This is a genomic window from Leptospira venezuelensis, assembly GCF_002150035.1.
GTDB classification, from domain to species: domain Bacteria; phylum Spirochaetota; class Leptospiria; order Leptospirales; family Leptospiraceae; genus Leptospira_B; species Leptospira_B venezuelensis.
Genome location: NZ_NETS01000007.1, coordinates 177,271 through 190,734, shown reverse-complemented (window position 1 = coordinate 190,734; position 13,464 = coordinate 177,271). Strand labels below are relative to the sequence as shown.

Below are 13,464 nucleotides of genomic sequence, written 5' to 3'. Positions count from 1 at the left end.
TGTCAAGATAATATGAATTCCATTTTTTTTCTTTACCCTTTTCAGTAGAAAACTAACGTAATTCAAATGTTTCGAAACCGTTTCAAAAGATCCCTAATTCTTCTAACCTTGCTTGGCATCCTAATAAACTGCGGAGATAGTTTAAAAGGTAAGCCCACACCCGCTCTCCCGGAACTGGCAGGATTTTATGTGAACGAAAAATCTAAAGAATGGTTCCAAAACGGAAAAATCAAAATACAAACTCTTTGGATCCGACGTACCGCAAAAGGAGAAATGGAATTTAACCATCAAATATTGATAAGACTCCAATTCAGCGTGAGTGAAAACAGAGAAGAGTTAAAAGTTAAATCCGGAAAACTACAAACTAGCGATAGAGAACTTTTATTTTTTGAAACGAATGGTAAAGAATTCCATCGCAATTATCACGGCCTAAATACTAAAGATCCTAAAAGTTGGGCTGTCCGTTCCTTCGGTCCATTTATGAAAGTAAAAGATTTTAACAAATTAATAGGAGAAGGTACTGGACGATCTGCTGAACTCGCTCAGGACAAAAACTCAATCGTATTTTCCAACGGAGATGTTTATAGAAGGATAGGAAATCCTCTCCTGGGTAGGATCTCCATCAATTTAGGAAAATTTAAGAAAACCATAGATAACGAAGTAGCAGGAGTAATATTATTTCCCTTAGACGCTGAGGCATTTCCTCAAACGGACGGAAAACAAAACTTCTTCGCGTTATTCTCCACTACGGACAATATAGTTGCAGGAACTCCAATCAAGATCGCTGAATTTCCTGGCCAAGTACAAGAAGTTTTCGAACACGTGGCCGTAGTAGAATTGAATAAAATGAAACCAGGAATTTCAGCACCGAGTATCCAAAACTTCTCTTCTATAATTTTAGATGGGGTTGTGGATTCTAAAACAATTTCTCAAAAAGAAAGCACTGACGAACTGATCCGAAGACTAAAACAAGACCCGAATGTTTCAAAAGAGGAACTGATCCGGGAGCTGGAAAAACTTAAGAGCAAAGAATAAAGTCGCCTCGTTTGTTTCAAAGACCCAGACCTTGCGAAAAGATCATGATACTTTCCCAAATTATTTCCGGGAAAGTATCTGGAGCCCTACCACGATGTTCTTTCTTTTCCCGCCTAAAATAGAAAAGAAATCCTCATCAAAATCTTCCACCACTTTGACCGCCTGTTTTAAGACCTTTTGTCCATCCGAAGTTGTCTTCACTAATTTTGCACGGGTATCAGTTTCATGAGAGATACGTTTTACTAACTTTTTAGATTCAAGAGTTCTAAGTACGGTAGAAGTAGTCATAGGATCCGTCTTGGCACGATCTGCAATTTTGATCTGAGTAGTCTCTTCTTCGTGGAGTTCCAACCAATGTGTTACTGCCAAAAGAACAAACTGAGCATGAGTGAGATCCAAAGGTTCTAAAACCTTTCGAATCTCCCTCTGCCAAAGATTCGTAACCTGCCATAATAAGAATCCAGGACTCTCGTCGGATTTATCGTATCTAAAAATCTTTTCCTTTGACACTTAAACCCATCCTCTGCGAAATCAGCCCGAAATCTTCAGGCCCAATTTCCAAAATGCCGAAACGGAATGGAAAACCCCAGGACTTTTTATTTTGGATAAATTCCAAAGAATCTATTAAAGGAAAAATATCAGCCTCCTGCACAGGAAAATATTTTACGTTCCTGCGAAAAGGACAGAAGTCAGGGCTCATCTGAAACGGATAAACTGAATCATCATCAATCTGCCCAAGAGAAGTAAATTTACGGTATGGAGTTTTAGCCCCAAAGATCTCTTTGGAAGAATATACTAAAACCCAATCTCCCTTTTTCATTCTAGCCAAAGGAGCCTTCTTACCGTGACAGGCTTGTACGATTCCTTGGGACATTCCCAAAAGGGAATGCTCCTTGGAAGCTACTATGATCCAATATCTGGGGCTCATCCGATTTCTTTCCTAACTAGTTCAGAAAATCTACGGATCTCTTCTTCCATTCCTTTCGCCTGCTCTTCTCCTAAGATCTTTTTCCAGAGAAATCCTAATGGCCCAGAGATGCTTAGCTCTACTTTGATCTCAGTTCCTTCTTGGCTGGGCTTAAAGAAATGTATAAATTTCATCTTTGCTCCAGCAAGACTGGTCACATCTCCGAATACGAAAGGTTTTTCTGATTCTGTGATCAAAACCTTACACGCAAATCCTCCCTTTGGCTTCAGAACAAATTCTTTACCTACGGAGACTTCTCCTTCTATCTTAGTCCACTCAATGTCCGAGTCCCATTTGGACCAATTGGAAACGTCTGATCTGGCTTCCCAAAGTGATTTTGCATCGATCCCTTTTACAGTTGTATTGTATTCATACTTCCACATTTCATTCCTCCATATAGTAAGTATACTTACTATATGGACTCCTTATATAATAAGCGGACATATTATGCAAGCAATAATAAGTGCACTTATTATATTCAGGGCAAAAAAAACGCCTCCGAACGGAGGCGCATTCTATTTTACGAGATCGAAACTGGCTTCTTATTGATTACTTTTTGCGTTGGAAGCCATTTTTAAGTAATAACCATTAGTATCATACCAAGTTTGTCCAAGGTATAATGCATTGGTTGCCTCTAAGTGATCCACACCTGTAGTAAGTACTCCGTAAGAAGGACCACCTTTCCAGGTTCCCCATCTTTGTGAGTCGTCTGGAACCACACCGTCATTCCAGATGCTTTGTCCATAGAAAGGAGCTCCGATGGAACAAATAGGTGCGAGAAGTCCCATTGCAGGGTGTTGGATAAGATCATTACCGATCATATAAGATCCGTAAGAGAAATACTTAACTCCAGAAGCGTTTGGAACACTCGCATTAAATGCAGTTGCACCGCTCACAGTAAGAAGTTTTAATGCAGCAACTACGTTTTGGCTGGATTGTCCGTAAACTACTCCTACCAATGCATTAATCACAGTTCCTACATAAGGAAGTGCCCAACTCGGGATCACAGCCTCTATCACGCTCGCAACCGGGCTTCCTTTATGAGGAGTGTTGATTGTGGTGAGAGTTGCTACTTTACTTGCAAAACTAAGATTCGAAACAAGATAACGAGCGTCCAATCCACCTTGTGAATGTCCAAGGATATGAACTTTTCCGGTGTAGTTATTTGCTGCCATTGCAGTTTGGATTGCCGTTTTTAACTGAGCTGCTCTTGCTGCAGAAGAGTTTGTAGCAGTTACAGTAGGAGTAAGAACAGTGGCTCCTTGGGATTGAAGATAGGCTGCGTTTCCACCCCAATAATCAACAATACCAGTAGATTTACCCCAACCGAAAATACCATGAGTCAATACGATTGGATAAGCTCCAGCTAGAGGTTTACTTGAAGATCCTCCACCAGACGCGCTCACTGCTCCCGCTGCTAGGAATAGAACCCCAGCTACCATTAACTTTGCTCTTTTTAACATTCTCCTTAACCCTCTTCTTTTAAACTATTCTCTCTACGGATCTCACTTCCCTGGGCTTTGCCTCTTTAGGAAGGAGTTCTTTTTATATATAACAAACAGTTGAATTAATTTTTTAATTTCGAACGTTTGCTATTTGAACTCTTGTCCAGCTTTTTCTGAACTCAAGTTCACAAAGGGAAATATAGAACAGTGTTAAATTGTCAATTGAGAAAATAAGAGAATTATAAGTGCAGATGAAAAAATATTCTTAAATCGATCGTTCGATTAAGAATAAATATTAAGAATATTCTAAAATTATAATATGTTTTATACCATTTGGTGTAATGAATCTTTTGTAACGATTGTTACAAAAGATCAAACAAAGAACACATTATAGAAAAGTACACAAAAAAGGCCCGCCTAAAGCGAGCCTTCTTCTTTAAATAACTTTTCGAAAGGGATTATTTGGCAGCACGCTTTCTTGCATTTGCATCCAAATGTCTCTTACGAAGACGCATACTCTGAGGAGTTACTTCCAAAAGTTCATCATCGTCCAAGAACTCGATATTCTGCTCTAAGCTGAACCTACGAGGAGGAACCAATCTGATCGCCTCATCTGCTCCGGAAGATCTTACGTTAGTCAGTTTTTTCTCTTTAACTGGGTTCACTTCCAGGTCATTATCTCTGGAGTGGATACCTATAATCATTCCTGGATATACAGGAGTTTGAGGATCGATTAGTAACTCTCCCCTTTCCTGAATTTTCCAAAGTGCATATCCTGTAGTTTCTCCGGAGTCCATGGAAATCAGTGCACCGTTCTTTCTTCCAGGAATTTCGCCCTTATAGTTGTCGAATCTTAGGAATCGGCTGGATGCTACTCCCTCACCTTTAGTTTCAGTTACGAAGTAACCTCTGAATCCGATAATACCTCTTGTAGGAATTACAAATTCCACTCTGGTCATTCCGGACGGATGAGCATCCATCAACTGAAGCTCTCCCTTTCTACGGTTTAATTCTGCAATAATACTTCCGGTGAATTGGTCAGGTAGATCCATTACTAGATACTCGTAAGGCTCTAACTTTTCTCCGTTTTCTCCCTTCTTGATGATTACCTCAGGACGGGAAACTTGTAGTTCGAAACCTTCTCTTCTCATGGTCTCAATGAGTACAGAAAGATGTAATTCGCCTCGGCCTAAGACCTTGAAGCGGTCTTTATCTTCTGTTTCTTCCAAACGCATTGCTACGTTTGTTTCTAATTCTCTGTCCAGACGTTCGCGGATATTTCTGGTAGTTACGAACTTACCTTCCTTACTCGCAAATGGAGAATTGTTTACCATAAAATACATGGATACAGTTGGCTCTTCTACTTCGATAGCAGGCATTGGAGCTGCTTTTCCAGGCTCACAAACTGTGTCCCCGATAAATACATCAGGTAGTCCTGCAATGGAAACGATATCTCCAGCTTCAGCTTCATCGATCTCGTTTCTTTTGAGTCCTTCGAAGTTATAAAGTTTAGTGATCTTTAAAACTTGGGTTTCGTCCCTGCCATTTGGTTTAGGGGAAACTTGGATTACGCTCATTCCTTTTTGGAGTTTACCGTTATAGATCTTACCGATCGCAATACGGCCTACGTAATCATTATAATCTAAGGAAGTAACTTGGAATTGTAGAGGAGCTTCTATATTTGCTTTAACAGGAGGAACATGGGAAAGTACAGTATCTAAAAGTGGATCCAAATTGGTTCCAGGAGCATCTTCTAATTGGCTTACTGCCCAACCTTGTTTTGCAGAAGCATATACGATTGGAAAATCCAATTGTTCATTGGTAGCTCCTAAATCGCTGAATAAGTCAAAAACCATATCGACTACAGCGTCAGGACGAGCTCCATCTCTATCGATTTTGTTAATAACTAAGATAGGTCTATGTCCTAACTGTAAGGACTTTCCTAATACGAATCTGGTTTGAGGCATGGGTCCGTCGAATGCGTCTACAAGAAGAAGACAAGAATCCGCTGTGGAAAGAACTCGCTCCACTTCTCCTCCGAAATCCGCGTGACCAGGAGTATCCACCACATTGATTCGAGTACCTTTATAAACAACTGCAGTGTTTTTGGCCTTGATTGTGATCCCTTTTTCTTTTTCGAGATCATTACTATCCATGATTCTTTCACCGTCTTCTTTTGCAGTAACTGCGCCTGTTTGGCGTAAAATACCGTCTAGAAGGGTTGTTTTACCGTGGTCAACGTGTGCGATAATGGCGATATTGCGGATTTCCATGCTATGACCAAAATTTACGTAAGGGCCAGGGTGACAAGGTGGAATTTTAGGAAATTCTTTTCAATAGGATGAAAAAGAACGCATTAGATCGCTATTAATAACCGGTTTTAAACGATCCTAGGATTTTTAATGTTCAGGTAATGGGATCCTTTCGGTCTCCCCTGGTACATGCGCAAATCGATCTTCTTTCCAATCCACTTTTGCTTGTTCTATCCTTTCCAAAGAACTGGATACAAAGTTCCAATACATATGCCTTGGAGTCGAAAGTGGAGTTCCGCCGAGTAAAACAATACGAGAAGTTTCTTCCGCTCTGAATTTTACTGCTCCACCTTTTGGATAGATGGCCATATCTCCTATGGAAACGATCTTTCCTTCTGCGTCAGCCTTACCTCTAGCAACATAAATGCCAGCTTCTTGTTCAGCTGGAACTGGAAGTTCTACTTCTGCGCCGGCCTCAACTTCCAGGTCAGCATAGAATAAAGGAGAATATACTTTAACCGGAGAAACTTCTCCCATAAAAGAACCTGCGATCAGCCTGAGTTCCCAACCTCCGCCACTGACTGTAGGCAATTCTTCTCTTTCATGATGAAAGAATTCAGGAGAAGTCTCTTCGAATTCTTTGGGCAATGCCACCCAGGTTTGGATACCTTCTAAAATATTAAATTCAGGATCTAGTTTGGATCTTTCGCTATGTACGATTCCGGAACCGGCAGTCATCCAGTTAACTTCGAAAGGGCGGATATCTTCTACCTTTCCTATGCTGTCTCTATGAGTGATCACTCCGTCATAAAGATAAGTGACTGTTGCAAGACCTATATGAGGATGAGGACGGACTACAATTTCAGCTCCAGTCTTGATGGGAAGAGGACCCATATGGTCCAGAAAAACGAAAGGACCCACATTTCTGGCTTCGATCTGTGGAAGCACCCTTCTTACAAAAAAACCGTCTCCCAAATCTTTTTTCTTAGCGATAAGATATCTCATAATAGTATAGACTATTAGATCTGAGTCCCAGAAATCTAAGCAAGATTTAAAACCCGAATAACGGAACTGCTTTAGCGAAAGACAATCTTCTTCCTTGCAAATCGTACCCCAAAACCCTTGACACCGGCTCCGACCGGTCAAAACTGGTCAAAACTCGAGAAAACTAGGCCAGTAATCATGTTCGCGATCATCTCTGTCGGCAATCGACAATTCAAAGTCACTCAGGATCTTGAATTCCTGACTGAAAAAACCGGTAAAAATGCTGGTGACACCTTCGATGCTAAGGTTCTACTATTCGCTGAAAATAATAAGGTCCATATCGGATCTCCGGAACTCAAATCCGCTAAAGTCTCCCTGAAAGTATTGGAAGACGTAAAGGGAGAAAAAGTAAGAGGATACGTTTACAAAAAACGTAAAAACTCTCAGAGAACCTGGGGACATAGACAACAACTGCAAAAAGTTAAGGTAGTTTCTCTTTCGGCAGTTTGATCCGGATTAAGATACTCCGAAAAGGAGAAGAAATCCTTGGTTTGGAATCTTCCGGGCACGCTTCTAAGATGCACGGATCCAAAGGACAAAATCTTCTCTGCGCCGCTGTCGGAGTACTCATCCAAACTCTTTACTTACATTTAAGTAAAGAAGGTTTGGCGGAAGAAGCGGTAATCGGAGACGGACTCTTGGACTTCAAGATCGTCTCCGGAAAAACGACTGATCTAATTGTTCGTACGAGTTTCGATCTCGTGAAAAGTGGATTGGTCAACTTGAAGGAACAATATCCTTCAGAAATTGAACTCATAGGAGAATAAACATGGCACATAAGAAAGGTGGCGGTTCATCCAAAAACGGACGCGATTCCCAATCCAAACGTCTTGGTGTAAAACGTTTCGGAGGAGAGTTGGTTTTAGCGGGCAATATTCTTGTTCGTCAAAGAGGAACCAGACTGAATCCAGGAAAAAACGTGGGTGTTGGTAAAGATCACACACTTTACTCTCTAGTAGAAGGTCACGTTAAATTTGAACAAGTTTCCAAAACTAAAATGCAAGTTTCCGTTTACCCGAAATAAGCATTAGATCTCAGATTTAGTGCGTGGAAAAAGAAAGGCCTTCCGGGGATTTTTTCCTCGAGCCTTTCTTTTTTTATTTTAGGGCCCTTATTCAACATGGAAAAGTTTTTAGATGAAGTTTTGATCGAAGTTACCGCCGGACATGGTGGAGCCGGATCCATGCATTTCAGAAGAGAGAAGTATGTGGAATTCGGAGGACCTGATGGTGGTGACGGAGGAATTGGCGGTAATATAATTATGCGCGCCAATCTTTCCATGGTTACCTTAGATCGTTATCTTACTAAAAGAAGATTTAGAGCCCAGGACGGATTTCCTGGAGAAGGTAACGAAAGATCCGGCAAAAAGGGAGAAGATCTAATTCTTTTTGTCCCTCTCGGAACTCAAGTATTCGACGAAGAAAGCGGAGAACTACTTTACGATTTCGTAAAGGACGACGGAGAATTTCTGGTCGTCAAAGGTGGAAGAGGAGGAAAAGGGAATACCCATTTCAAATCTTCTACACACCAAACTCCTAAATTTTCTCAACCTGGAGAAGATGGAGAATACAAACATTTACGCCTAAGCCTCAAACTTCTGGCGGATGTAGGAATTGTAGGACTTCCTAACGCAGGCAAATCTACCCTACTCTCTAAAATTACGGAAGCTCACCCTAAGATTGCAGGATATGCGTTCACTACTCTTGCTCCCAACCTAGGCGTAGTTAAAAGAAAGGGAGATATCTACCGTTACACTATGGCGGATATTCCCGGGATTATAGAAGGCGCAAGTAAAGGTGTAGGCCTTGGACTTTCCTTTTTAAGACATATAGAAAGAGTAAAAGGTATATTATACGTTTTTGATGCAGCTGCATTAGATATTATAGAAGATTTCAAAATGCTTCAGGCAGAGTTGAGATCATATAATCCGGAACTTCTAAACCGACCGCATTTGATCGTTTTAAATAAAATAGATATCTGGGAAGACCAGAGTTTTACGGAAGAACTACTTAAGTCTGTTTCTTCTTTGGGAAGGGTGATCCCCATTTCTGCTCAAGAAGAACTTAATTTAGAAGAATTACTTTCCGTAATGGATTCCACTTTCTTCCAAAAAGAATTGGAAGAATTACATTTTAACGAAGAAGAACACCGGGAAAATTCAGATGAATCGAAATGATCTGAACGAGAGAATTAAAACATCCAATAAAATAGTAATAAAGATAGGTTCCGCAAGACTTTCTGGCTCAGAAGAGGAAGTGAATGATTTCCTCTTTAGTCTGGTTTCGGACATACGCTACCTTAGAGATCTTGGAAAACAAGTGATCTTAGTTTCCTCCGGAGCGATCGCAAGAGGAAGAAAACTTTTATCCGCACTTTCCAACCCGGCAGAAGCTGGAGAATCTCTCCCCGAAAAGCAAGCTCTGGCTGCAATGGGCCAAAACCGCTTAGTGAACTTATACGATAGTTTTTTTTCTAAGGTTAATCTTCCTATCGCTCAGATTCTTTTCGGCGTCCTCGACATGGAGAATCCGGAAGGATTTAAAAATCTGAAAAATACTTTCGGACAACTTCTGAATTGGGGCATTCTACCGATTGTAAACGAGAACGATTCAGTCGCCACTGAAGAAGTAAAATTCGGAGATAACGACGTTCTTTCTGCGATCGTAAGTCTAATCGTAGAAGCAGATCTTTTGATCATTCTCACAGGTGTAGAAGGTTTTTTAAAAGACGGAAAACTGATCCCATTCTTGGAAGAAGTAGGAAAATCCGAACTTTCTCAAGCGGGAGGCCCAAGCGGCCCAGGTACAGGCGGAATGTATACCAAGCTAAAGGCAGCTTCTATCTCCAGCGAGGCAGGAATTCCTTGCGGAATCATAGATGGGAATCTCAAAAATTGCGTGCGTGAGTTTATAGAAACAAATACACTCGGGACATTGGTTGTCTCGAACGGTAAAAAGAAAAACTTTACGGAGGAGGAAATTAAATCCATTCTCCGAGCCAAACGTAACGGAGGTCAGGAATGATCCAACGATCCGCAGAATCCATCTACGTAGACGAACTTTGTAAATCCGCGAAAGATGCTTATAGACAAATTCGATCCATCCATACTTCCCAAAAGAATAAGGTTTTGGAAAAACTAGCTTCTGCATTGGTCTCCCGAAAATCTGAAATTCTAAAAGAGAATCTTAAGGATCTAGAAGCAGGAAAATCAAAAGGATTGTCTTCCGCACTTTTGGACAGATTAACCTTGGATGAAAAAAGGATCCAAGGCCTCGCTAATGCAGTTTTAGAAATTAAGGCTCTTCCGGATCCAGTAGGCGAAACTGTAAGAGGAACTACCCTTCCAAATGGAATTCGTTTAAATACAAAAAGAGTTCCCTTAGGTGTGGTGATGGTAATCTACGAATCCAGACCAAATGTTACGATTGATGTGGGAGCTTTATCTTTCAAATCAGGGAACGCATGTATTTTACGTGGCGGTTCAGAAGCGATCTACTCCAACACAATACTTGCAAAAATTTTCCAAGATTGTTTAAAAGAAGAAGGTCTGCCTCCGAATGCAGTAACCTTCGTAGATAGAACGGAAAGAGAATATATGATCCCTTTCCTAAAACAAACATCTTATATTGATATAGTAGTTCCTAGAGGCGGAGAAGGTCTCATCCGTTTTGTTTCGGAAAATTCTCTCATCCCTGTGGTAAAACATGATAAGGGAGTGGTGAATCTTTATATAGATAAATCAGCAGATCCTGAAAAAGTTTTACCGATCGCAATCAATTCCAAGGTGCAAAGACCTGGAGTTTGTAATGCTGCAGAAAACTTAATTATACATTCCGAATATCCTTATACGAAAGAATTATTAGAGGGCCTCGCATCTAAAGGTGTACAACTTCTTTTAGATCCGAGATCACTTGCGATCTATCCGAAAGGCCAAGCAGTTAAGGAAGAAGATTATCTAGAAGAATTTTTGGATCTAAGATTCTCCGTAAAAACAGTAGATAAGATAGAGGAAGCAATCGAATTTATTGAGGCAACAAGCTCAGGTCACACAGAAGCGATCATAACAGAAGACATTAGCGCTGCGAACTTTTTTAGTCGTTCCTTGGATTCTGCTGCGATCTTTGTGAATATCTCTACTCGTTTTCATGATGGAGGAGAATTCGGCCTCGGAGCGGAAGTAGGAATTTCAACAGGAAAACTGCACGTAAGAGGACCGATGGGACTTGTTCATCTTACAACAACCACTACATATGCGGAAGGAGAAGGACAGGTCCGAGGATAAGGGACCTTCTACTTCTCTAATGAACTCTTCCGGTCTGGTCGGAGTTTTTGGGGGGAGCTTTGATCCTCCTCATCTAGGTCATGCAGAAGTTGCGTCCAGTTTTTGGGAAAATTTTCCGAATGCAAAAGAACTTTTGATCGTTCCGAACCATACCTCCCCCTGGAAACAAAATAAAAAAACTCCTCCAGAGCTAATCCTGGATCTTGTTAAAGCTCAGTTCAAAAATTTCCCGAATACTATAGTTTGGGATTGGGAGATAAAAAGAGAAACTCCCAGTTATACCGAGGAAACTATTTTAGAACTTTTGAATATAAAACCGGATGCGGAGCTCGCACTGTTAATTGGAGAGGATAATTATTCGGAATTCCATAAATGGAATAACTGGGAGAATATTTTGGATAGGGTGTATTCTCTTTTGGTCTTCCGAAGATTTTCAGAGTCTATTCCCCAAAATGAAAATCTGCAGAATTTTCAAAATAAGATCGTATTTTTACAAAATCGGATTATAGAAGCGGCTTCTACGAACTTAAGAGAAGAACTTCCTAAATGTATTTTGGAGAATAGTAAACCGATTGCATTGTCGGATGAAGTGTGGAATATCATACTAAAGAATAAATCATATTGTTAAACGGTCCTTTCCAACCTGAACCAGATGCTTCCGAATACTACCATAGAACAAATAAAATATTTTACCGATATTGTCCCGAATGAGATCACTAAGACCCGTTGGGAGCATAGTCTTCGTGTGGCAGAGATCGCAGAAGAACTCGCGAGCATCCATTCTCCGAATGAAACCAAGGAAGCTTATTTAGCTGGCGTGGTTCACGATATTACTAAGCAAAAAACTAAAGAATTCCATTTAGAACTTTTTACTAAAGTGAACGATTCTGAATCTCCTAAACTTCCGGAAGCAGCCTGGCATTCCAGATCGGCTCCTTACTATTTAGAAACGGAATATGGCTTAAAAACAAGATCCGTTTTGGATGCAGTGAAACACCATACTCTTGGCGGAGACGACCTGAATCTTTTGGATTATATCTTATATGCGGCTGACTTTTTGGGTTCCGAATTTGCAGAAAGACAAACGGAATATTCGGAATGGAGAAACGAGGCCAAGAAAAATCTATACTCTGCCGTTTTGAATAAGGCGGCCCATACCATGCAGAACCTCTTAGATCATAAACGAGAAATCCATAAAAGAACCATCTCCATGTATCATTTCGCCTTGGGAAAATTATCCAATTGACAGGGTTATTTTTTCTTTCTGAATGGAATCCGAGGCTTTGATTTGAGTCCTAACAAACCGATTCGACCTTTTAATCTGATTCCATTATGGATAGCCGCAGGCTTTCTATTTTTGGCCTTACTATTTTTCCTATTTCGTAATTTCAGAAGAACAGGCCTAGACGAAAAGATCAGTTCAGGTAAACCGATCCATATACTTTTCCATGCCGTTGGGAACGACGATGTATATGAATTCGGATTTTTAGCGACTATCTTCCCTTCCCAAGAAAGAGTCGGCTTATTTTTCTTTCATCCTATTACTACATTTGAAGATCCGGAAGATAGTTTAGAACAAATTAAATCCAAGGCAACATCTGCAGTTAAGGATGCAGTTCAAGATATCTTAGGTTCCAAGCCAAATTATACTGTAAAGATCAATGCTTCTTCCTTTATTAAGATTGTAGATATCTTAGGCGGAGTGAATTTATACACTGATAATCGCACAAATAGAATTTCTCCTTCTTATGTAAGAGAACCCGGTTTGTATTCTTATTCCGGAGAAGATGCGTATGATTACGTTTCTTACATGGATAAGAAAGAAACTTTGGACTATCTGGATCGGATCAGCAGACAAGAAAGTGCTGTTTTATCTATTTACGAAACATTATACGAAAACAAAGAACTTCTGAATTCATTTTGGTCGGAGATGGTTTTTAACCTGATAGATTCCGATTTTTCCAAAGAAGATTTTTACACTCTTCTAAAATTTGCTACTTCTCATAGACTTGCATTCGGAATTACAGAACTTCCGGGTGAGCCGTCATTGGATCCAAAAACTAGACGTTTATTCTTAACAGCGGATCCAGCCAGAGCTTCCGTTGCTATCCGTAAATTTCATAAAGATGTTTCCGCCGAGATCTTTACGGATGGGGAATATGCAAGAACGGAAGTATTGAATGGAACCGATGTGGCTGGTCTTGCAAAAGACGTAAGAACTACGTTAGCAGACAAAAGGATCAAAGTCCTTTCAGTTGATAACGCTTGGACCAAAGATATCAAAAAAACGATTATCTTGGATCGTTCCGGGAATACTGCAGTGGCGGATAAAATTTCCTCCATATTAGAAAAAACAAAAGTATATCATGTATTAAGAAAGGACCTAGGGCTGGACTCCACAGTTCTATTAGGGTCCGATATAGAGCCTAAAAAATAAAT

The 13,464-nt window shown here is 40.4% G+C and carries 16 protein-coding genes; 10 read left to right on the top strand and 6 right to left on the bottom strand.

Annotated features, from left to right (window positions below):
- The first annotated feature begins 66 nt into the window (after positions 1–66).
- Positions 67–1,035: an LIC12353 family lipoprotein gene (locus B1C82_RS02920; protein WP_086446120.1), complete on the top strand. Its 969-nt coding sequence runs from the start codon at positions 67–69 to the stop codon at positions 1,033–1,035.
- Positions 1,036–1,095: 60 nt separating this feature from the next.
- On the opposite strand, the gene B1C82_RS02915 is transcribed toward B1C82_RS02920, so the two are convergent.
- From B1C82_RS02915 to B1C82_RS02890, 6 genes are all read right to left on the bottom strand, one after another.
- Entirely contained in the window at positions 1,096–1,545 is a 450-nt protein-coding gene (locus B1C82_RS02915) for a MarR family winged helix-turn-helix transcriptional regulator (RefSeq protein WP_086446119.1), read from the bottom strand.
- Positions 1,523–1,963 (bottom strand): EVE domain-containing protein, encoded by a 441-nt coding sequence (locus B1C82_RS02910; RefSeq protein WP_086446118.1) that lies wholly within the window; start codon positions 1,961–1,963, stop codon positions 1,523–1,525. The genes B1C82_RS02915 and B1C82_RS02910 overlap by 23 nt, the downstream gene beginning before the upstream one ends.
- Positions 1,960–2,385: an SRPBCC family protein gene (locus B1C82_RS02905; RefSeq protein WP_086446117.1), complete on the bottom strand. Its 426-nt coding sequence runs from the start codon at positions 2,383–2,385 to the stop codon at positions 1,960–1,962. The genes B1C82_RS02910 and B1C82_RS02905 overlap by 4 nt, the downstream gene beginning before the upstream one ends.
- Positions 2,386–2,544: 159 nt before the next feature.
- Positions 2,545–3,465, bottom strand: coding sequence for an esterase/lipase family protein (locus tag B1C82_RS02900; protein WP_086446116.1), 921 nt, complete (start codon positions 3,463–3,465; stop codon positions 2,545–2,547).
- Between the two features lie 440 nt (positions 3,466–3,905).
- Positions 3,906–5,720: a translational GTPase TypA gene (gene typA, locus B1C82_RS02895; protein ID WP_086446115.1), complete on the bottom strand. Its 1,815-nt coding sequence runs from the start codon at positions 5,718–5,720 to the stop codon at positions 3,906–3,908.
- Positions 5,721–5,846: 126 nt separating this feature from the next.
- Entirely contained in the window at positions 5,847–6,704 is an 858-nt protein-coding gene (locus tag B1C82_RS02890) for a pirin family protein (RefSeq protein ID WP_086446114.1), read from the bottom strand.
- Positions 6,705–6,881: 177 nt separating this feature from the next.
- Here B1C82_RS02890 and rplU point away from each other — a divergent pair, with 177 nt between their 5' ends.
- The 9 genes from rplU to B1C82_RS02845 all read left to right on the top strand — a co-directional run bounded on the left by rplU (position 6,882) and on the right by B1C82_RS02845 (position 13,462).
- Positions 6,882–7,193 carry a 50S ribosomal protein L21 gene (gene rplU / locus B1C82_RS02885; protein ID WP_008593635.1) on the top strand — a complete coding sequence of 104 codons (312 nt, stop codon included), beginning with the start codon at positions 6,882–6,884 and terminating at the stop codon, positions 7,191–7,193.
- Positions 7,190–7,510 carry a ribosomal-processing cysteine protease Prp gene (locus B1C82_RS02880; protein ID WP_086446113.1) on the top strand — a complete coding sequence of 107 codons (321 nt, stop codon included), beginning with the start codon at positions 7,190–7,192 and terminating at the stop codon, positions 7,508–7,510. Before rplU ends, B1C82_RS02880 begins: the two co-directional genes overlap by 4 nt.
- A 2-nt stretch (positions 7,511–7,512) precedes the next feature.
- Positions 7,513–7,767 carry a 50S ribosomal protein L27 gene (gene rpmA / locus B1C82_RS02875; RefSeq protein WP_086446112.1) on the top strand — a complete coding sequence of 85 codons (255 nt, stop codon included), beginning with the start codon at positions 7,513–7,515 and terminating at the stop codon, positions 7,765–7,767.
- Between the two features lie 96 nt (positions 7,768–7,863).
- Complete coding sequence (gene obgE / locus B1C82_RS02870; protein WP_086446111.1) at positions 7,864–8,919, top strand: GTPase ObgE; 1,056 nt, start codon at positions 7,864–7,866, stop codon at positions 8,917–8,919.
- Positions 8,900–9,766 (top strand): glutamate 5-kinase, encoded by an 867-nt coding sequence (proB, locus tag B1C82_RS02865; protein WP_199775830.1) that lies wholly within the window; start codon positions 8,900–8,902, stop codon positions 9,764–9,766. Before obgE ends, proB begins: the two co-directional genes overlap by 20 nt.
- On the top strand, positions 9,763–11,025 hold the full coding sequence (locus tag B1C82_RS02860) for a glutamate-5-semialdehyde dehydrogenase (RefSeq protein ID WP_086446109.1): 1,263 nt from the start codon (positions 9,763–9,765) through the stop codon (positions 11,023–11,025). The genes proB and B1C82_RS02860 overlap by 4 nt, the downstream gene beginning before the upstream one ends.
- 19 nt (positions 11,026–11,044) lie before the next feature.
- A complete protein-coding gene (locus B1C82_RS02855; protein WP_086446108.1) occupies positions 11,045–11,653 on the top strand; it encodes a nicotinate-nicotinamide nucleotide adenylyltransferase in 609 nt (202 codons plus the stop codon).
- 24 nt (positions 11,654–11,677) lie between these two features.
- Positions 11,678–12,271 carry a bis(5'-nucleosyl)-tetraphosphatase (symmetrical) YqeK gene (gene yqeK, locus B1C82_RS02850; protein ID WP_086446107.1) on the top strand — a complete coding sequence of 198 codons (594 nt, stop codon included), beginning with the start codon at positions 11,678–11,680 and terminating at the stop codon, positions 12,269–12,271.
- A gap of 42 nt (positions 12,272–12,313) precedes the next feature.
- Positions 12,314–13,462: an LCP family protein gene (locus B1C82_RS02845; RefSeq protein ID WP_086446106.1), complete on the top strand. Its 1,149-nt coding sequence runs from the start codon at positions 12,314–12,316 to the stop codon at positions 13,460–13,462.
- Positions 13,463–13,464: the final 2 nt, after the last annotated feature.

Excerpts from the sequence above, each read along its gene's own strand:
- B1C82_RS02890 (WP_086446114.1), bottom strand. The coding sequence starts at position 6,704 with ATGAGATATCTTATCGCTAAGAAAAAAGATTTGGGAGACGGTTTTTTT.
- obgE (WP_086446111.1), top strand. The coding sequence starts at position 7,864 with ATGGAAAAGTTTTTAGATGAAGTTTTGATCGAAGTTACCGCCGGACAT.
- B1C82_RS02900 (WP_086446116.1), bottom strand. The coding sequence starts at position 3,465 with ATGTTAAAAAGAGCAAAGTTAATGGTAGCTGGGGTTCTATTCCTAGCA.
- rpmA (WP_086446112.1), top strand. The coding sequence starts at position 7,513 with ATGGCACATAAGAAAGGTGGCGGTTCATCCAAAAACGGACGCGATTCC.
- B1C82_RS02905 (WP_086446117.1), bottom strand. The coding sequence starts at position 2,385 with ATGTGGAAGTATGAATACAATACAACTGTAAAAGGGATCGATGCAAAA.
- typA (WP_086446115.1), bottom strand. The coding sequence starts at position 5,720 with ATGGAAATCCGCAATATCGCCATTATCGCACACGTTGACCACGGTAAA.
- B1C82_RS02910 (WP_086446118.1), bottom strand. The coding sequence starts at position 1,963 with ATGAGCCCCAGATATTGGATCATAGTAGCTTCCAAGGAGCATTCCCTT.
- B1C82_RS02860 (WP_086446109.1), top strand. The coding sequence starts at position 9,763 with ATGATCCAACGATCCGCAGAATCCATCTACGTAGACGAACTTTGTAAA.
- rplU (WP_008593635.1), top strand. The coding sequence starts at position 6,882 with ATGTTCGCGATCATCTCTGTCGGCAATCGACAATTCAAAGTCACTCAG.
- B1C82_RS02855 (WP_086446108.1), top strand. The coding sequence starts at position 11,045 with ATGAACTCTTCCGGTCTGGTCGGAGTTTTTGGGGGGAGCTTTGATCCT.
- B1C82_RS02920 (WP_086446120.1), top strand. The coding sequence starts at position 67 with ATGTTTCGAAACCGTTTCAAAAGATCCCTAATTCTTCTAACCTTGCTT.
- yqeK (WP_086446107.1), top strand. The coding sequence starts at position 11,678 with ATGCTTCCGAATACTACCATAGAACAAATAAAATATTTTACCGATATT.